This window comes from Glaciecola sp. HTCC2999, from assembly GCF_000155775.1.
In the GTDB taxonomy this organism is placed as follows: Bacteria; Pseudomonadota; Gammaproteobacteria; order Enterobacterales; family Alteromonadaceae; genus Opacimonas.
The window spans coordinates 173,431-193,811 of record NZ_DS989813.1; the positions used below are offsets into that span (position 1 = coordinate 173,431).

Annotated in this window: 17 protein-coding genes and 1 riboswitch; of the genes, 8 read left to right on the top strand and 9 right to left on the bottom strand. The window is 41.9% G+C overall.

The window, feature by feature from the left end; all coding sequences use genetic code 11:
- The first annotated feature begins 4 nt into the window (after positions 1–4).
- Together G2999_RS12295 and G2999_RS09305 are read left to right on the top strand one after the other, a co-directional pair.
- The gene (locus G2999_RS12295; protein WP_198006101.1) at positions 5–541 is read left to right on the top strand and encodes an NUDIX hydrolase; all 537 of its coding nucleotides are present in this window, start codon (positions 5–7) and stop codon (positions 539–541) included.
- Between the two features lie 88 nt (positions 542–629).
- Positions 630–2,390, top strand: a complete 1,761-nt coding sequence (locus G2999_RS09305; protein ID WP_010180983.1) for an acyl-CoA dehydrogenase family protein — start codon at positions 630–632, stop codon at positions 2,388–2,390.
- A gap of 70 nt (positions 2,391–2,460) precedes the next feature.
- Here the strand turns inward: G2999_RS09305 and G2999_RS09310 are convergent, their stop codons facing one another.
- Positions 2,461–3,003 (bottom strand): DUF3016 domain-containing protein, encoded by a 543-nt coding sequence (locus tag G2999_RS09310; protein WP_010180981.1) that lies wholly within the window; start codon positions 3,001–3,003, stop codon positions 2,461–2,463.
- A gap of 266 nt (positions 3,004–3,269) precedes the next feature.
- On the opposite strand from G2999_RS09310, the gene ccoG reads away from it, so the two are divergent.
- The 6 genes from ccoG (at position 3,270) to G2999_RS09335 (ending at position 9,402) form a co-directional block, all read left to right on the top strand.
- Positions 3,270–4,733: a cytochrome c oxidase accessory protein CcoG gene (ccoG, locus tag G2999_RS09315; protein WP_010180979.1), complete on the top strand. Its 1,464-nt coding sequence runs from the start codon at positions 3,270–3,272 to the stop codon at positions 4,731–4,733.
- Positions 4,733–5,752: a serine/threonine protein kinase gene (locus tag G2999_RS09320; protein ID WP_010180977.1), complete on the top strand. Its 1,020-nt coding sequence runs from the start codon at positions 4,733–4,735 to the stop codon at positions 5,750–5,752. Before ccoG ends, G2999_RS09320 begins: the two co-directional genes overlap by 1 nt.
- 98 nt (positions 5,753–5,850) lie before the next feature.
- Positions 5,851–6,087: riboswitch (cobalamin riboswitch) on the top strand.
- 63 nt (positions 6,088–6,150) lie between these two features.
- A complete protein-coding gene (locus G2999_RS12300; RefSeq protein ID WP_010180975.1) occupies positions 6,151–7,968 on the top strand; it encodes a TonB-dependent siderophore receptor in 1,818 nt (605 codons plus the stop codon).
- Complete coding sequence (locus G2999_RS13780; protein WP_010180973.1) at positions 7,968–8,114, top strand: TonB-dependent receptor; 147 nt, start codon at positions 7,968–7,970, stop codon at positions 8,112–8,114. The genes G2999_RS12300 and G2999_RS13780 overlap by 1 nt, the downstream gene beginning before the upstream one ends.
- A gap of 215 nt (positions 8,115–8,329) precedes the next feature.
- The gene (locus G2999_RS09330) at positions 8,330–8,962 is read left to right on the top strand and encodes a thiol:disulfide interchange protein DsbA/DsbL (RefSeq protein ID WP_010180971.1); all 633 of its coding nucleotides are present in this window, start codon (positions 8,330–8,332) and stop codon (positions 8,960–8,962) included.
- A 38-nt stretch (positions 8,963–9,000) separates the two neighbouring features.
- Positions 9,001–9,402 carry an ACT domain-containing protein gene (locus tag G2999_RS09335; protein WP_010180969.1) on the top strand — a complete coding sequence of 134 codons (402 nt, stop codon included), beginning with the start codon at positions 9,001–9,003 and terminating at the stop codon, positions 9,400–9,402.
- Here G2999_RS09335 and G2999_RS09340 read toward each other — a convergent pair.
- The 8 genes from G2999_RS09340 to G2999_RS09375 form a co-directional block, all read right to left on the bottom strand.
- Positions 9,399–10,715 carry a lipopolysaccharide assembly protein LapB gene (locus G2999_RS09340; RefSeq protein ID WP_010180968.1) on the bottom strand — a complete coding sequence of 439 codons (1,317 nt, stop codon included), beginning with the start codon at positions 10,713–10,715 and terminating at the stop codon, positions 9,399–9,401. The genes G2999_RS09335 and G2999_RS09340 overlap by 4 nt on opposite strands.
- Before the next feature lie 10 nt (positions 10,716–10,725).
- Positions 10,726–11,337: a TonB family protein gene (locus G2999_RS09345; RefSeq protein ID WP_010180967.1), complete on the bottom strand. Its 612-nt coding sequence runs from the start codon at positions 11,335–11,337 to the stop codon at positions 10,726–10,728.
- Positions 11,338–11,341: 4 nt separating this feature from the next.
- Positions 11,342–11,749 carry a biopolymer transporter ExbD gene (locus G2999_RS09350; protein WP_010180965.1) on the bottom strand — a complete coding sequence of 136 codons (408 nt, stop codon included), beginning with the start codon at positions 11,747–11,749 and terminating at the stop codon, positions 11,342–11,344.
- Between the two features lie 30 nt (positions 11,750–11,779).
- Entirely contained in the window at positions 11,780–12,313 is a 534-nt protein-coding gene (locus G2999_RS09355) for a MotA/TolQ/ExbB proton channel family protein (RefSeq protein ID WP_029257494.1), read from the bottom strand.
- A gap of 3 nt (positions 12,314–12,316) precedes the next feature.
- Positions 12,317–13,681, bottom strand: a complete 1,365-nt coding sequence (locus G2999_RS09360) for a MotA/TolQ/ExbB proton channel family protein (protein WP_010180961.1) — start codon at positions 13,679–13,681, stop codon at positions 12,317–12,319.
- 10 nt (positions 13,682–13,691) lie between these two features.
- Positions 13,692–14,459, bottom strand: coding sequence for a DUF3450 domain-containing protein (locus G2999_RS09365; protein ID WP_010180960.1), 768 nt, complete (start codon positions 14,457–14,459; stop codon positions 13,692–13,694).
- Between the two features lie 221 nt (positions 14,460–14,680).
- Positions 14,681–17,359, bottom strand: a complete 2,679-nt coding sequence (locus G2999_RS09370) for a TonB-dependent receptor domain-containing protein (protein ID WP_010180957.1) — start codon at positions 17,357–17,359, stop codon at positions 14,681–14,683.
- Between the two features lie 111 nt (positions 17,360–17,470).
- Positions 17,471–20,296, bottom strand: coding sequence for a hypothetical protein (locus G2999_RS09375; RefSeq protein ID WP_010180955.1), 2,826 nt, complete (start codon positions 20,294–20,296; stop codon positions 17,471–17,473).
- Positions 20,297–20,381 lie beyond the last annotated feature (85 nt).

A 20,381-nucleotide genomic window follows, 5' to 3' on the forward strand; every position in this document is an offset into this window, starting at 1 on the left:
TGTCATGTTTAGATTAGTTTATTTGTTGTTATTTATCGTGATGCTCCTGTCTGGATGCAATGCCGATACGCCTGTTGCCCCATTTTGTCGAACTAAACATACTGCAACGATGAATCAACATGATCTACAGTTAAACAATGCAGGCTGTTTAATCCGTTTTGACCAACGTATCCTGTTAGTCACTCACCGTCTTACTGGAAAACTCGATATTCCTGGTGGCATGCAAAGGACAGATGAATCTCTAGCTTGTACCGCGCATCGTGAAACGTTTGAAGAAACGGGTTTGAATGTAGAGGTATTACTGCCTGTCGCTCAAACCACAAATGGGATGCTCGTTTTTAGCTGTTTGGCAGATAACATGCTCAATATTACTCATTTCCCACGTCCGGTCCCCAACTTTGCCCTCGTTGAAACGACCACCCTAGACTTATATAATTTATATGAATTAGATGATAACCATTTACGCTTTGCAGATGACCTCATCCGATTACGAGATGGCTATGTGCTAACACCAGTCTCATCTCCCTTACAGCCTCGTTAACTATTTATTTACATTCGCTTTAAATTTACCTTTATTTGCATTAGTATTTGAAATTAAATACTGGTCAAACCACTTATAAAGGATAGTTATGGCGACATATAAGGCACCATTAGTCGATTTTGCTTTTTTACTCAATGATTGGCTGAACATTGACGCTCATTATCAAAATATTAACGCTGAAGGCATGGATAGTGAACTGGCTTTAGAAGTGTTGGCTCAAGGCGCGAAGTTTGCTGAAAGTGAAATTGCGCCATTAAACCAAATTGGAGATGAACAGGGTTGCCGTTTACATAATGGTGCAGTGACGACGCCTGATGGCTTTGCAGCAGCCTACCAAACCTATATCGAAAATGGTTGGAACGCCATGCTCGGGAACCCCGATTTTGAAGGACAAGACTTACCTTACTCAATGGCAGTGCCCGTCCATGAAATGCTTAATTCTGCTAACTTAAGTTGGCGTTTAACCACCATGCTCACCGAAAGTGCGGTATTAGCAATCAATAAACACGGTTCAGAGGAATTGAAACAACGTTACTTAGCCAAGATTATTTCTGGTGAATGGACGGGTACCATGAATCTGACTGAACCGCATGCGGGAACCGATTTAAGTTTATTATCGACTAAAGCGGTACCGCAAAATGATGGTTCCTATGCCATTACGGGGAACAAAATTTTTATTACGGCCGGTGATCATGATTGGTCTGAAAATATCATTCACTTAGTACTTGCTCGATTACCAGATGCGCCAAAAGGTGTGAAGGGTATCAGTTTATTCTTAGTGCCTAAAATTAATGTCAATGACGATGGCACTCTTGGTTCTCCAAACGCCGTGAGTGTGGGCAGTATTGAAAAGAAAATGGGGCTGAAAGCTTCACCGACTTGTGTGATGAATTATGATGAGGCTCAAGGATTCTTAATTGGTGAGGAGCATTCAGGGTTAGCATGCATGTTTACCATGATGAATGATGCACGCTTCCAAGTTGGCCTACAAGGTTTAGGTATTGGTGAAGCATCCTATCAAGGTGCATTAGAATATGCGGTCGAGCGACTCCAATCTCGGGCCCCTCAAGGTATCCAAGCACCAGATAAAAAAGCAGACCCGATCATTTTTCAACCCGATGTCCGTCGCATGTTATTAACCCAGCGCAGTTTAACTGAGGGTTGCCGAGCCCTATCCATGCTATATGCGAAATTCATGGATATTGAAAAATACGCGACGGGTGAAGCAAAAACAAATGCTGAAGTCGTTATTGCTTATCTCACACCAATTTGTAAGGCTTTTTTCACGGATATGGCGACTGAAGTGTCTAACTACGGTATTCAAATCTACGGTGGCCATGGTTATATCCGTGAATGGGGTATGGAGCAATATGTACGTGATACCCGTATTGCTCAACTTTACGAAGGTACTAATGGCATTCAAGCTGCCGATCTTATCGGCCGTAAATTGACCCGTTCAAATGGCGCTATGATGAACATTACCCATAACGTCTTCAACGAAATCGTGAATGATATCGCTGACAGTGACTATCAGGCTCATGCATTAGGGTTACTCACCCAATGGCATACCGTCTCAGAATCATTATTAGACAAATCACCTGAATATTGTGCCGCGATCGCATGCGATTATTTGAATTACTGTGCGTATAACTTAATTGGTATCTTATGGTTATCTATGTTAGATAAATTACCTGACACTGAAAACCAGGCATATGCCAAAGGTAAAATTAAAACAGGTCAATTTTATATTGCTTATATTCTACCTAGAGCACAGCAACACCTACATGCCATAGAACAGGGTGCTGATACTGTCAACGCCACTCATCTTGCAGATTTTGTTTTTGCATAAACAAGACAAATAACACTCAAAAAAAGGGTAATGTTCTCTCCTACATTGCCCTTTTTCTATTTATTGTGTTTTAAGACTCAAGAAAGGTTTCATTAAACCAACTGCGTAACATATTCTTCTCGTATTTTAACGAGTCGGAACGAAACACGGGGTTATGTCGAGACAAGAAACTCATATCTTTTATATTCACGTCATCACGTTTTAATTCTACCCCATCCTGGTCAGCATAAATGTAAGTAAACTTAATTCTCGGAATATCGATCTGTTTAATCACCCTAATACTATCTGCACTATGCATACCTAATCCAGCAAAACTCGCCGGTAACACACGCCCAGCCAAATCTAAATCAGTCACTTCAATATTAAGTTGATGCCCTTTAGGTAAATCGCTAGCCAGCTTCACAATATACTTTTCCAGATCAGCAAAAGTACGTTGGGCAAAGCGTTTTCGAGATTCATTTGCAGACTTCACATCCGTAAATTCTTTATAATCACCCCACTTGACTTGTACCGCTGGTAAATTATCGCTATCAGCCATCACTATATTACTCAATAATAACGTACCTAGTAGTCCCGATAACATGCCACTTTTTACGAGTAATGGTAATTTCATTATTTTCCCCTTTACACTAACGTTGGTGATTCGCTATAACAATATAACAACCCATTATCATTATGACCAGCATCGCCATAGACAGTTCCACTCTTTTGCATAATAGTATCGCGCTGACAGGTTATTAGATTACATCTTCATATAACAATTTAATCCGACAAAACATCATAAAATCGTCATAAATATTGATATACTTCAAACAATTACCGCATGAATTGTTTTATGCTACTTGGTAAACAGCAGTCACTATATAAGGCAATGGCCCCATGAGCGATAAAATTCCCATTAAAGTCATCCCAACCGATGCAAGTGGGCGCAAAAAAATCCCAGAAAAAGTCACCATCAAACCATCACATGATACTGATGTAGGCATTTATCCTGCTCGCTCACAAATTTATGTGCGGGCAGTCAAAGGCACTTTAGAGACATTTCGACGCTTATTTGGGTTTATCTTTTTAGGTATATTCGCACTGATCCCATGGCTTCAATATAATAACCAACAAGCTATCTTATTTGATATCCCTGAACAGCGTTTTAACTTATTTGCGATTACCCTGTGGCCACAAGACCTCACTGTATTAGCCTATATTTTTATTGTTGGTGCGTTCGCGTTATTTTTCATCACCACCTTTGCCGGACGTGTGTGGTGTGGGTTTATGTGTCCACAAACGACATGGACCTATATGTATATTTGGATTGAGGAAAAAATTGAAGGAAGCGCAAACAAGCGCATGAAACTCGATCAACGCAAGATGGATGCTGATAAATTTATTCGTAAAGCTCTCAAACATACTGCCTGGGTTGCTGTCGCACTGCTAACCTCATTAACGTTTGTCGGGTACTTTACCCCCATTGATGAATTGTTTATTGATTTTTTTACCTTTCAAACCAGTTTTTGGATAAGTTTTTGGGTGTTATTTTTCACCTTTTGCACCTATGGTAATGCTGGTTGGATGCGCGAAATCATGTGTATTCACATGTGTCCTTATGCGCGTTTTCAATCCGCTATGTTTGACAAAGATACATTTACGGTTGCCTATGATGCTAGGCGTGGAGAAGGCCGAGGACCTCGATCACGCAAAACCACACCTGAACAACGCGAAGAAAAAGGCCTAGGCGACTGTATTGATTGTAATTTATGTGTGCAAGTCTGCCCTACCGGTATTGATATTAGAAACGGTCTACAATATGAATGTATCAACTGCGGAGCATGCGTCGATGCCTGTAATGGTGTGATGGATAAAATGGGTTATGACAAAGGCCTAATTAGTTTTACATCTGAACATGAACTTAATGGCGGTACAACAAAAATTTTCCGTCCCAAACTCATCGGCTATGCAGTCGTATTGTGTGTTATGGTGGGATTATTAGGCTTAGATTTCGCTCTGCGTAAACCGCTTGAAGTTGATATTATTCGTGACCGTAATTCACTTTACCGAGAAACGAATGAAGGGCTTATTGAGAATGTTTACACTCTTAAAGTACTTAACAAATCTCAAACTGAGCAGACTTATCGGATTGAAGTTCGAGGCTTAGTCGAAGCGGTCTTTATTGGCGACCAAGAAGTGACTGTCGCAGGGGGTGAGGTCTTCAGTTTACCTATCAGTGTCGCCACTGATGCTTATAATTTAGAACAGGCCGTCACCGAAATTAGCTTTTATGTGTCGACGGTACAAAATGATGGTACATTAGTGGAAATAGAAGAACCCAGTAAGTTTTTATACCGTTAATGAATCAATTACCTCCTCAAACACACTCATCGGGTTTATCTAATACCGATGAGTGTGTCGATTTTAGTTTTGCCAACCTCAACCCTGATGTGATTTTGGATGCCTTAGAAAGCATTGATATCCAAGTCGCTACCGGTCTACTGGCACTGAATAGCTATGAGAATCGCGTTTATCAATTTGCTGATGACCACCAGCGTTATGTGGTGAAATTTTACCGTGCTGGTCGCTGGACTGATACTCAAATTCAAGAGGAACATGACTTTGCGCTAGAACTAGCAAGTAACGAGATCCCATTAGTTGCACCTTGCGTCATTAATGGCAATACCTTACATCATTATCAAGACACCCGTTTTGCATTATTTCCGTCTGTCGGCGGACGTCAATTTGAAGTGGATAATCTTGATCAGCTTGAGTGGATGGGACGTTTTATCGGACGAATGCACCGTGTAGCCCAATCATCACCGTTTGTTTATCGCGCACCGTTAAATGCATCAACCCATCTACAAACTCCGTTGATTCAGTTACAACACAGTCAGCTAGTGCCTTCTCACTTACAAACCGCTTTTTTCGCTATTCTCAATCCAGTTATCGAAGCAACAACTGAACTATACCAACCAAAAAATGAACTGATCCGGCTGCATGGCGATTGTCATCCAGGCAATATACTGTGGCGCGATGGCCCTAGTTTTGTGGATCTAGATGATTGTCGCATGGGGCCCGCAGTACAAGATTTGTGGATGATGCTATCAGGTGATAAGCACCAACAATTTATCCAGCTTGATACCTTGATTGAAGCCTACGATGAGTTTCATACGTTTGCCCCAGAACAAACCCAATTAATCGAGCCACTGCGAGCCATGCGGATGGTACATTACATGGCATGGCTCTCTGAACGCTGGCAAGATCCGGCGTTTCCCCAAGCATTCCCTTGGTTTGCCGAAGATAAGTATTGGGAAGGGCAGATCCTAGCGTTAAAAGAACAAATGTCTGCACTCCAAGAAGCCCCTATTCGCTTATAAATAATGGTTAGTAATTCATAGTTAGTAGCGCATGTTTTTTGCCTAAACTTGTCGTCTGACCATCCGCTTTGCCTGTAGCCCCACATCTTCTTCTAGGCTATAATCCGCTTTGCTTAGGTGCTACCTCATATTGAGACCAGTTAAACGGGAAAAAAGTGAAATGCTTTTGCTGCCCCCGCAACGGTAAAATAAGGTCACCCTCATTCATATCGAGTGTCGTCTTTGCGACAATCTCTTGCCACTGTTTAATTACGGGAAGGCGAATGATGGGTTTGTGAATGCTTACTATCACAACTTATTGAGCCCGGATACCGGCCTATGCATTGATAACGTCATACTCTGTGATGTTGCGATTATTTACCCTGTTCGGTGGGAACAGGCTCTGGAATTTACTTACCATGACATTTCACAAATACGCTCTTCGTGCTGCTATCAGCGGTGCTCTTTCTTGTGCCTTATTGATGACCACTGTCGCACATGCACAAAATACAAACGAACCACTGGAAACCATTGTTGTATCAGGCTCTCATAGTGCCATGTCGATAGCACAACTTGCTGGCAATGTATCAGTAATGACGGCAGCTGAGATTGCCAACAGCCAGGCTGCTTTTGTTTCTGAACTATTAGTCCAGTTCGCTGGCGTAGATATCTCAACCAACGGTGGTGTTGGTCAATTTGCTGAGCTGCGTTTGCGTGGCAGTGAAACTAACCATATTTTAGTCCTACTTGATGGTATTGCGATCAATGATCAGGGGCAAGGCGGATTGGTTGATTTAGCCCATTTATCGACGCAAAACATTGCCCGTATTGAACTGTATCGCGGTGCACAAAGCGCGCTATGGGGCGATGGCGCAGTCGGTGGCGTACTTAATATCATTACTCAAAGCGGCGCTGATAACGATACAACCACGCATTCACTTAAAGCGGGATTGGGAACGAAAAACACCCAACAACTTCATTACCAACAACAGGGCCAATTCACTGATGGTCACTACGGGTTAACTGTCAGTCGTCAACAGACCGATGGCCAAAATATCAGTATCGTTGATGGGAATACCGAAAAAGATGGCTATCAAAATACCTCTATGAGTGCCCAACTTGGTTATGTCGTTAACCATGAGCATACTGTGAGCGCGGTACTACATAACATCGACTATCTGACGATGTTTGATGCGACAGATTTTGTCACCACAGGTTTACCGGTAGACGCTGATAACGTCACCGATGGTCGTCAACAAAGCGCAGCGCTTCGCTGGGCGTTTACCCCGACAGGCATCACTAGCAATCGTTATTCTTATACTTTAGATTCATCCGCTAAATATCATCGTAATTTTGTAGAAAATACTAGTAGCGGTGCATTATCGGGGTTAACCGATGCTAAAACAGTATCACTTCGTTCAGTGGCTCGCCTCGCCTCTAATAATGGGCTGACGCGTCAGTATCATATTGGGTTAAGTGCGGATAAAACGGATTTTGAACAACGTGGTCCGTCTGGTTTTGGTGATCCAAACCAATCACAACGCATTGAAAGTCATAGTATTTTCGGTGATGCCGTGATCGCTTTATCTGACAACATTTATACAAATAGTTCTATTCGCTACACCGATAATAGTGAATTTGATGCGGCGATTGATTATCGTATTGGTGCGAATTACCAAAATTCAGATAAGTTGACGTGGTTTGCCAGTATCGGACGAGCCAGTAAAAACCCGTCTTTTACGGAACGCTTTGGCTTTTTTGCTGGTACTTTCCAAGGTAACCCCAATTTAAAACCTGAGCAGTCTAGCAATATAGAAATAGGACTTAGAAGTAAGTATGTACTAGCTAACAGTCAACTTAACCAACAAATTAATGTGTTTGTAGGTAAGTTGGAAAACGAAATCAATGGCTTTGTATATGATGCACAAACGGGTAACTTTACTTCCGATAATGTCGCGGGTACCAGTGATCGTAGCGGAATAGAATGGGAACTTTCATGGATAAGTGCCGATGTCTCCATTAATGCTTCTTACAGTTATTTAGATGCTTCTCAAGGTGATGAGGAAACGGTAGAACTGCGTCGTGCCCGTCATAATGGGTCGATAAATATGTCCTACACGGTGACCCCAACAATGAGCACGTATGTCAGTGCAAGTTATGTCGGCAGCAAATCGGATCAATTCTTCCCACCTACCCTGAACCATCGAAAATCATTGGTTTGCGAGCGTATTGGCTAGTGAATGCGAATCTTACATACCAAATTTCATCCGCGTTAAATGTCAGTGCGAAAGTGGATAATCTATTTGATCATGGATATCAAGATATCGTGGGTTATCGTGGTCTTGAGCGCAAAGCCATGCTTGCGGTGAAATATCAATGGTAATATAGCATCATAGTTTAGCAGCGGTTATTACGTATCGTTTATCGTACGAGAATGAGCACTTTCTCTTAGATTAAGCCATGATTCAGCTTGTCAGTGTATACTTAACGTATCAAATTATGTATATGCTGACATTTTTTGTCACAATCTCTGGTTTCATTCCCCTTCGAGCCTGTGTATTATCAGCATCAATTCCACCTTTATAAGCGAATATCAATATGAAAAAATTGTTTACCAGTATGTTATTTGTCATTGTCAGTGCATTAATAGCTTCACAAGCTGCCGCGCAAATCCGGTTTGTTGAAGGTGAGCACTATAAAGTGATCAGCAGCCAAGCTACAGCAACCCCCGAAGTAAAAGAATTCTTTTCTTTTTGGTGCCCGCATTGTTTCAACTTTGAACCGTTAGTTGTGCAAATGAAAAAGAAGCTGGACCCGAGTGTAACGTTTGAAAAAGTGCATGTGAACTTCATGGGTTTTGCTGGCAAAGATTTACAAGATGATGTCACCAAAGCCATGATGATTGGCCAAGCGCTGAAAAAATCTGAACAAGTCAATGCTGCCATCTTTAACTATATTCATCGTCAACGTGGCAAAATCACTAGCTCAGATGATGTACGAAGTATATTAAGTGTCAATGGAATTGACCCTGCTGAGTACGATAAAATGAATAAAAGTTTTGCTGTGAACTCTATGTTGAAAAAGAACAACAAGGCCATCAGTGAGTATCGCCGATTTGTGAGTGGTGTGCCTAACTTCATCGTTAATGGTAAATACCAAGCACAATTCACCCGTGATATGACAGCCGATGACATGGTTGATCTAATCGTGTTTCTATCTGAAATGAAATAGTCTTTACTTCATTGTAAATACAATTGGGAGTGTAATACATGAGTGGCGAAACGAATCTAACTAAGTTATTAGCCAGTATGTCTCCGGCATGCGATAACATGATGTATGGCTTTGCCACTCTCCCGTCAAAAGATGCTCAAGGGCTATCTTTTGTGCCCAAGTGTATGTTTCAAGAAGATGAAGGTATCACTGTTATCGCCACCATTGATCAGTTAGTCGATAACAATATTGAGTGTATGGGACCGTTTGCGTGTATTACCCTTACCGTCCACTCATCACTTGAAGCGGTGGGGCTAACAGCTGCCTTTGCTACCGCACTGGGTAAAGCTGATATCAGTGCCAACGTGGTAGCGGCTTACTACCATGACCATATCTTTGTGGCATGGGAAGACAGAGACAGTGCGATGGCGACGTTGAATGCGTTACCTGAGCATAATTAATCTGCTGCTATAACCGTCTCATTTTGTTTAAACGAGCGTTGTTCCCCACTCACAAATTTCTGCCATTGTTCAGCCATCTTTTGACTAGATTTAAATGACTCAGCTTGAGCTAGTTGATCTAAAGATTTAGCAAACTCACGCTTGTTATAGTAAGCCATACCCAGAACTAAATGTATCGTTCCTTGATTACGCAGGCTCCCTTTTTTAATGGCAAGTTCAGCACTTTCAATCGCCAAATCAAATTCATCAATGTTTAATAACAACTGACTTAATTGGGCATAGATTTCGCCATCATTTGATAACGCCGCCGCAGCTTGCATTACCGGCACAGCTTTATCGATTTCCTTAGCTAATTGATAACATTGTCCTAGGAATTTCAAGTTACGTAAATTCTCTTCCAAAATACCGTTATTCATTGCTTGCAACATCATCTCAGCACACTTGTAAGGGGCTTTGTGATAGTAGTATAGCTGTGCCATATTAAAGATGTCAGACGCTTTTTCTAAATAGCCTTGTTGCTTTGCAGCTTCCATAATACCAAGTTGATGCTTCTCCATTCCAAGCTCTCCATACATCCCAGCTAGCTGAATCCAATACTTAGGTTCATCAAAAAGCTTCACCATTTTGACTAAGATATCTTTCACTTTTTCAGGTTGTTTTAACTCATAATAAATCGCACGTTGGAGGATCAGCCAACCTTCGTCTGGGATCATGCCTGCTGCTTCTTTATTTTTTACAGCTTGAGTGACAAACTTACCAGCCTGCTCATATTGCTTATCTTGATAATAGGCTTGGGCTTTGATAAATAAATGCTTTGGTGGCACGTCACCCACATTTAAGTATTCCCAGCGTTCTAAGAAGTGAATAGAGTCTTTATAGTTACCTTGCATCAATGACAATTGCGCAAGCGTAAATAATGTACTTTGTTCAAAGGATTCAGGTATACCAGGCTCTTCTATTACTTTTTTAAACGACTCTAGCGCGTTATCAGCTTGCTCAAGATTATAGTAAATGAAGCCATAAAAGTTATATAGCATGGCTATTTCGTAACTATTCATCGAGCTTTTTTTATCTTCAATGTCTTTTAATGCTGCAAATGCTTCTTGCGGCTGATCATTGTCAGCAAACGATTGAGCACGAGCGAGTTGCTCATAGACTTTTCCACGTAGTGTAGGTACACGACGAGTCTTTTTTTCACTGGCTTTTTGCGTATCCGCATTTACGTTGGCGGAAACAGAGAAAGATAATGCAGGTAAAGTGATGATAGTACCGACGCACAATGCCATTACTATAGTATGAAAGAAACGAGTCATGAAAATCTCCTTAACCATCGATTTTAAATGTAATACGGTTTTGCACACCTGATACCTCGGTTGCGACACCATTGACTACACGCGGCTTATACTTGAATTTTTTAGCCGCATCAATTGCTGCTTGCTCAAATATACCTTGTGGTTGAGCTTCTATAACGAAGGGGTCTTTGACTGCGCCAATAGTATTCACCGTAAACTCAACAATCACAAAACCCTCAATGCCACGCTGTAATGCACGGCGTGGGTATACAGGTGCAACTTTAACTATAGGCAAATACTCACCATCACCCGACTCCAAACCTAATCCACCGTCAAGTGATACATCTGTAGCAACCTCAGCAGCGAAGTTCATACCTGCCCCCTCAGCATCAGGTGAAGGCGCATCCATTTGTGGTGTTTCCATCTGTGGAGGCGGTTCCTCGGGCTGAGGCGGTTTCTTCGGTTTACGATCCTTTTTTTCAACCGCTTCTTCTTTTTTGACTCGAACAAAATCCATGACGCTACCCTTTGGTGGTTCGGTTAGCGCACTGCCCCCACTTTTAATCAGAGATTGCATCAAAAAGAATAGACCTAGGGTTATTACAGCCGAGACAAATATTGCAATGATAAAACGTGAAATCATAAGGTTATGGCTCTTGGGCAGCTATCGACACATCATACACACCTGCAGATCGTGATGCGTCCATGACTTTAATTAACACATCTGTTGTTGCTTTTTTATCTGCTTGTATCACAACACTGCCTTGAGGATTTTCAGCGCGTAATCGTTCTATATTTGCTTGGACCGCGCGTTCATCGATACGGCGCTTGTTGATCCAAATCTCACCTTTATCACTTATTGCAATTAAGATATTCGCACGATCTTTTTTGACAGCCGTAGCGGCATCCGGACGATTGACATCAATACCGGCTTCTTTAACAAAAGACGCTGTCACAATGAAAAATATCAACATTATAAATACGACATCTAGCATCGGCGTCATGTCAATCGCAGCTTCTTCTTCATCAATCAAATTTTGAAAATGTTGTTTCATACTTTTACCTGTTATGCCTATAACATCGCATTAAGCTGATGCAGTAGTACGTTTAATTTCGATGGCATCTTCTAAATGCATGCGTTCAGTTTTGACTTTACGAGTTAACCATGTTGAGGCGAATACGCCTGATAACGCACCCACCATACCGGCCATTGTAGGAATAGTGGCTTTAGAAACACCCGATGCCATTGAACGAGCACTGCCTGAACCGGATATAGCCATGACATCAAATACTTCTATCATACCTGTCACTGTACCCATCAAACCTAGCAGTGGACACAGCGCAACTAGCGCCTGAATAATAGGAGTGCTGCCATTCAGATTCATGATTAAACGCGATATGATTTTTTGGCGAACTTGTTCTGCGTTCCAGGACGACTTATCTGATCTTGCTAGCCACTCTTGCATAGCACTACGTTTTTTTGCTTTGTGCCATATAAACACATACAACACACGTTCTAAAATGAGCATCCACATCACAAAAATAAGTAACCCGATGACCAAGAGTACTTGGCCACCTGTTTCTGTAAAATCGCGAATGGCTTCAAAAAACTCGGTCATCATTTAGCCTCGTTCTGAACGCTCTGCAATGACACCTGCAGCTTGTTCTTGCAGAATATAAACAATGTTCTTACTACGTGTATTGAGCATCGCATACAATAACGTCATGGGAATGGCGACCACTAACCCTAAGACTGTGGTAACAAGCGCGGTCGAAATACCACCCGCCATCAATTTCGGATCACCAGTACCAAATAATGTAATCGCCTGAAAGGTGTTAATCATTCCGGTAACTGTACCCAGTAGGCCCATTAATGGCGCTACTACCGAGATAATTTTAATGATGGTTAAGTTACGCCCAAGCTTGGGTACTTCACCTAAAATCGCTTCAGTTAAATGTAACTCTAGAGACTCACTATCTGCACTGGGATAATCATCTTTCACTTTCATGACACGTCCTAAAGGATTGTTACTGCTAAACGTTTCTGATTTAAGCTGTTTATTCACTTTAGCTTTGATAATGGTCAAAGATACTAAGCGCTCTAAAGCAAGTAGCAAACCAATCGCACCAACAATTAAGATGATGTAACCGACAAGGCCACCCTGTTCCACGCGCTCTTGTAAATTTGGTGCTTGAACTAGCAGGCCTAAAATCGATCCACCCGTTGGATCAATGCCAAATTGCACTGTTTCACCATTAGATGCTTCAAGCGTCGCTACTGATGCCCCAAAACGGTCAGCCGGTTGGCGAATCAATTCTGACACAGTCCCTGTTACCCCGTTGTATTCAAGGTATTTGCCATCTGCAACTAATGCAAAAGGCCCAACACGTACTACTTCTTTATTGACTTTATTCCCGTCTGCTTCCACAACAGAAGTGGTGAAACGAGTCACTTTTCCGGCTTCAGTCATTTCACGTTGAATTTCAAACCAAACCCTCTCAATTTCATCGATAGATGCTAATTTAGATGATTTACCCATCGTTTGCGCCATTTCATCTAAAAACTCAGACCTGCCTGGGATTTGTGCTGATATAACAGAGTTGTAAAATTTATTTTTAGTATCACCAGACACTTGCTGCAAGACACCAAAAAGCTCTTTTAATGAACCTAGGCGCGTATTTAATGCATCATTTAAATCAGCCAATTTAAATTCATTTTCTTCGAATTGTGTTTCTAAACGCTCCGAAGTTGCCAATGCTTGATTTCTTACTTGCACAGTATCGCGAAGAATTTGGTCTTGCTCGGCACGTTTTTGAATAAAGGCTTGCTCACGTTCTGTGTTTTGCGCTTTTTGCGCAAACTGTCCTTGCTCAAGCTGTTGTAATAATGCATCTAAATCTAATGCTTGTTTATTTTCTGCCACCGCACCTACACTAAATAATGAGGCACATACGATGGCAATGATGGGAGTAAGTAATCGTTTCATTGTCATTACCTTAGTCTGTGATTGCTACAGGAAGCATTAATAAATCAGGGGCTAATTGTTTCTTGGCCATACGTAACCCTTTAGTGATCTGGGTACGATAGCTAGAATCTAATGCTTCCCACTGGCGCGTTTGTTTATTCCATACGCCTTGACTTGATGCATCACGTGTTTGATAAATAAGTGCAGTACGCCCGAGACGTAGAAATTCTACATCGCGCTCTTGACCATCGATAATATGTAATCCTTGATATGCTTCTAAAGTACGCCCGTAATCCATTTCTACTTGGAATGCCTCCATCACACGACGAAATTTCTCTGAGGGTGCCACATCAGCACGATCCATCATGGCACGCAGTCCAGTGACACGTTGAGCACGCTCCTCAGGCAAAAACGGTACATCGAGCGCAACAAACTGAGCTAGACCATCAATCATATTCATCATTAAAGGGGTAATCTGACGTTCAATCACACTCACTTCATCAATCGCGGCATTAAGATCAGCCATTTCTTGGTTCTGATTGTTAACTTGATTTTGTAACTGACTGTTGTAGACATTTAAGCCTGCAATCTCTTTGTTCAGCGCTTTAAATTGTTGTAGTTTGCTATCAATTTGATCGGCAATATTATCAATCTTAGCTTGAGAAGCTGCCGCTGATTGGTTAATCATGGCCGAGTTATCAATGACTTTTTTAACCGTGCTATCTTCTTGAGCAAATAAGCTAGTGCTTACCATTAATGTGCTCAATAAGACGAGTGCAAGAGAGCTTACGCGTTCCATATATGAAGACCTATTTTGATGGTGGTTGCTATGAAATGGCAACTTTAAAACAGCGCTAAGGATAAATAATCTAAGTGACACTTTTATTACAAAACTAGCACTAGATTACATCTTCATAAAAGTGTCATATTCGACAGTGATTTGCTGTTATAAGGCCTAAAACACTAGATAATAAAAAAGGAAGCACATGGCTTCCTTTTTATGACAGTGATATGACGTTATTAAAAGTCGTATTTAAAAGACACACTCACACCACGCCCTTTAGTTTCTGAACGCAGTAACACGTTTTCAAACTCTAGCTCTTTTTGTTCGTCGAACATGTTTTTGAGCTTAAATGTAATGGTCGTATTAAAATCTGGGTAATACTTATACACCGCATCCAAAGAATGGAAGGGTAGTTCCATATTGTCATCAAATCCATCAATACCCGGGATTAAAATACGTTCGCCAAAGACGTTATATACCAATGATGCACTGTGCTCTCCATTATCAGAGTCAAAACCAAGCTGTAAGTTAACAACATACTCAGAATGACCTGTCAAACGACGTGTCGTATTAGTAATCGCAGCAGAAACACCAGTTTGGTCAACAATGTTTTGACGGTCAAGTTCGATTTCTGAATCAGAAAGCGTCACGTTACCAGACAAAAACATGTTATCCCATACACCGTCACCGATGACTTCAAGACCTTGTAAAAACTCGATCTCAACACCAGTAAGTGAGCCAGTTTCAGCATTTGCAATGCGAATTAATGGAGGACCATCCTGAGCAGGTGATTGCACCGATTCAATTGGATTCGTCATATCCTTATAGAACACACCAATTGATAGGTTATTACCTGCTTCTCGATACCATTCCCAACGTAAATCATAATTAATGATAGAGGTGGTGAGTAGGCCAGGCGTTCCAGCCACTGGAAATTCAGTTAATGGATCAATATATGTCGCAGAAGAGACTTCACGCAAATCAGGACGAACGACGGTTTCACCAACACTAGCACGGAATTGCATTGAATCATCTTTGATGTATGTCACAGCAAGTGCAGGATAAAAATCATCCTCTTGGAACGCAAGCTGTGCACGATCATCTTCATCTGATAAATCAATTTGGTTAGTACGCGGATCCATTGGCACAACGGCTTGTCGGAAATCTTCGAAACGAGCACCACCACTGAAACGCCATTGACCTTGATAGAACAAATCCGCTTCTAGATAAAACGCATCCACTTTTTGTGCTGCAGAGTAATCATCACCCGCGATGGTAGTATCACGTACTAAGAATTGACTAGCAGAATACATCGCGTTATCCAAAGCGCTATCACTTAAAATAGCAGCAAACGAATTACCTGATAACGTATTACCGTCAGCAAAAGCACGGGTATTAATGGCTATTCGACGGTTTTCTGCAACACGCGCTTTTGTTAAGAAATCACCACCAAATTTAAATTCCATTTCCCAATCTTGAGTAGTAAATGGGATAGTAGTATTCCACCCATAATTTTCAACACGGTCATGTAATGTTTGGAAGTCGTACTGCGCAGCACCCGTTGAGTTTGAAAGCGTACTTTCATTAACCACATCGAAAACACCATCTTCATTCACATCGGAAAGAATAAAACGAGCACCGAAACTACCAGGCGCATTTCGTACTGAACGACCCAAAGAATATTTCCAATCAAAACCAGCAAAATTCAACTCAGGAAATGTATGCATACCTTTGATTTGGTTGGTATACATTTTACGCTCTTCATAATCGATACTGATATCGCGCACACGAAGACCATCGTTCTGGTTCAAGTTTTCCGTATTCCCGAACTTTTCTTTGACTTCATCAGACGTATCACTTAAAGCAATTAATGAATAATCGATGCGGTGATTGCGTTGATAATCAATCCCCATGTTTAACAGGGTCGACCATTTTGTCGTGTATTCGGTTACAAGCACATCATCGAAGAAACGTACGATTTCAATGGTGTCACCGACGCGGTTTGCTTGCTCAAGTTCATACTCTTCAGAAACATTCACACCACGGCTGTAGCCAGAAGCTAACAAGTAACCGGTACGAATATCATCCGACAAATCAAAGTTGTTACCAACAGAGACATTAAAACCATAATTCGGGTCCACTGATGCATCAACCGGATCATAATCACGCTTCATGCTTTTCAGGACTTGGACGGCTTCATCTTGTGTAAATGCATTGTCAGCTTGTCTAGGAATTAATGGGTTGTTACCCAAGAAATCCTTAGTCGCCCAACTATTTACTAAGGTTGAAGGTGCAGCAAGGTTACCATCGTCTTGACCTAAGAAATTATCGTCACGACCATAGTCAAGCGCATCACCAGAATTTTCTGTATTTGTGCCAATACTACCTGAAACATTAAAGATGAAATCAGAAGGGATGGACTTTAATCGAATATCAACGTTACCACCACCAAAAGAGGCAGGCATAGACGGAGAATATGATTTTTGTACTGATAAACTTTCAATGATATCTGATGGAAATAAATCCAATGGAATAACATTACGCGTTGGATCGGGCGAAGGTACGTTAGCGCCATTTAATAGCGTACTTGAGTAACGTTCACCTAAACCACGCACATATATGAACTTACCGTCAACAAGTGTCAGACCTGTTACACGTCTTAATGCTGAGGCAGCATCACCATCACCCGTTCGTGAAATCTGTTCGGCACCTAAGATATCAGCAACAAAGGCTTGATTCTTTCGCTCTTCTAGAACTGCTGTTGCAGTCCCTTTTAATCGAGTGCCCGTTGCAACCACTTCTTCAATGATTTCTTCATCTGACTCTTGCGCTAATGCGGCAGGTGTAACTAGCAGAGAAGATAAAATTGCTAATGTAAGTGTTTTTAACGGAAACTGAGTATTAGGTTGTTTCATTTTAAACCTCAATTCACTGCTTGAATAACTGTTGTATTTGGAAGTGTTTGAAACACAAGTGCGCTACCGAAGGTAACGCACTTGATCATCAAGCATTACTGACTTGCTAGGTTATAGACCTACAGTCCAACCAGCAGTCCAGTTATTTTCAGCGTCTTTAACAGCACCGATGAAGTCAGTTGTAGTGAAGAATGAATCAACAGCGTTTACGTCTGTAGCATCCACACCAGTTGCGATAGTAAAGATATCATTCACAACAGCCGCTTCATCAGCTGCAACAGCATTGTTACGCGCCGCATCGTTCCACCATGCTTCAACACCTGCAGTGTCAAGTCCTGGTGCATCAACACCTTTGAAGTTTTCAGCACATGCAACAACTGACGTTTGAATGTTGATATCACCATCAGTCAAGTTACCTTGAACTGTGTCGTCGTTATCAAACTCGAGACATTCACCAGCCGCGCCAGTGATAACAAAGTTATATAGCTGCGCAGACGTTTGGTCACGAAGTAATATACCTTCAGAATCTGTGTCAGCTGTGTCAAATGCGTTACCAATGATAGTCATGTTTGCAACAGTTGGGTTTGAGAATTCAAAGCCTTCGCCTGAACCTGCGTTTCCGCCATCACCGTCACCTTCAATACCACGGTTAGCATCAGAATCATCATCAGCGTGCTTAACAAGTACGAACTGCATCTTACCGTCATAACCGTTATCCCAATCAACTGAGTCATCTTGGATACCGGTTAGAACAACATATTTAGCATTCACAGCACCACCGAAGAACTCGACACCATCATCCGCATTTTTGTGCACTTGAATGTACTCAACCGTTGTTGCAGAGCCAACGCCACCGAATGTGATTCCGTTTAACTCGTTGTCAGGTGCAATTTCAAATCCACCGTGCATGACACGAACATAACGTAAGGTACCTGAGTTATCCGCATCATCAGTGCCACCAAATACTGCACCTTCTTGTACACCTTCTACTTGAAGCGCACATGCTGTTCCGTCCGTTGGACACTTAGTAGATTGACCGTTACCTAAGATAACCATACCACCCCACTGACCTGGCGCACCGTTTACTAGTGTGCTTGGGTCTTGTGCGTGCTGACGAGAAGTGAAAGTAATTGGGTTTGTCGCGGTTCCGTTCGCATCGATTTGTGAACCTCGGCTTACCACTAGGTAATCGTTACCAGAAGAACCATATATAATAACACCAGGCTCTACTGTCAATGTAGCAGAATCAGTGTTATCGCCACCAACAAATACAGCACCAGAAAGTGCGTACATGTTCCCAGCTGTTAATGTTAAGTCTGAAGTAATACGACCTGAAACTTGACATGTGTTTGTTTCGCCGTCAACAGAAGCAATCGTAGTGGTGCCTGCGGGACAACCTGACTGAGAAGCCGCAACCGCAACTTGGCCACCGCCAAATCCGAATGCCCAACCTTGACGCCAATCAGTCGCACCTATAGCACCTACAAAGCTGTTTTCTGCAAAGAAACCATCTAATGTAGAAGGGTTGCCACCCGCTGTTAGCAATGAAGACTCAGAAGTCAAAGAACCATCGTTGTTTATACCAAGCGCATTGCGTGCATCTGCATCAGTAAAATCAACAATTTGGTTACCTACTTGACCTTCAAACCAAGTTACTAATTCTTCAGTGGTCTTCCCTGGAACATCTACACCTTTGACAGGCTCACTACATACTAACGCAGAGTATGTGATAGTTAGGTCGCCATCGTCTAAGTTACCTTGAACAGTCGCATCGCTATCAAACTCAAGACACTCACCCATTTCTTCAGGGCCAGTCACTAATAAGTTCATAATTTTAGCGGCTGTTTGGTCACGTAGTAATAAACCTTCAGAATCTGAATCTTCAGTGTCAAAGGTATTACCAATGACAGTCATGTTAGCAACCATTGGTGCCGAGAACTGGAATGCACCGCCATCATCGTTTGCGTTACCGCCGTCACCGTCGCCTTCTATACCACGGTTCGCATCTGAGCCGTCACGTGCGTGCTCTACGTAAACGTATTGTAATTTACCGTTATAACCGTTATCCCAGTCAACAGAATCGTCTTGGTTACCCGTTAATACTAAGTACTTAGCGTTAACAGAACCACCGAAGAATTCAACACCGTCATCAGAGTTAGCGTGAACCTGAACATATTCAACCGTTGTTTCAGAACCAACACCACCGAATGTGATACCGTTTAATTCGTTATCAGGAGCAATTTCGAAACCGGCATACTTAACGACGGTGTAACGTAAAATCCCAGAATTATCAGTCGCGTCAGTTCCACCGAATACAGAACCTTCGACAGCACCTTCTACTTGAAGCGCACATGCTGTGCCATCTGTTGGACACTTAGTTGATGGTGCGTTACCTAAGATAACTAAACCACCCCATTGGCCTGGACCAACTTCTGCACCAACAACATCATTGTAAGATGTCATGATTACCGGGTCTGTTGCAGAACCTGTTGATTCAATTTTTGAACCACGGCTAATAACTAAATAATCAGCACCTGAACGACCAAAAATAATTGTACCTGGTTCGATTTCAAGCGTGACGGAATTTTCGTTGTCATCACCAATAATCACAGGACCTTCTAATGCCCATACAGTGTCATTCGTTAATGTAATAGTTTCTGCAGCGTCACCTACAGATGAAATACGACCTGATAAAGAGCGCACTTCTACAGAAGAGCCCAATGCAGTGGACACTTGAGAACTCAAAAATGGAGATGCGACACCAGGTGCACTATCATCAACTACAGGTGTTGAAGGCGTGCTTGGTGCATTATTAGTCGTCGTAGTAGTATTAGTGTTAGTAATATCACCTTCAGTAATATTAATATCGCCACCACAGCCGGCTAATACTAATGCCGATGCAACAGCAGATGCTTGAAATATGTGTTTTATATTCATATTTATTCCCTATGAAATATCTTTAGTAAAAAAACTCTCTGTAGAATATCGAGGGAAAATGACAGAATTGTTACATTGATAAATT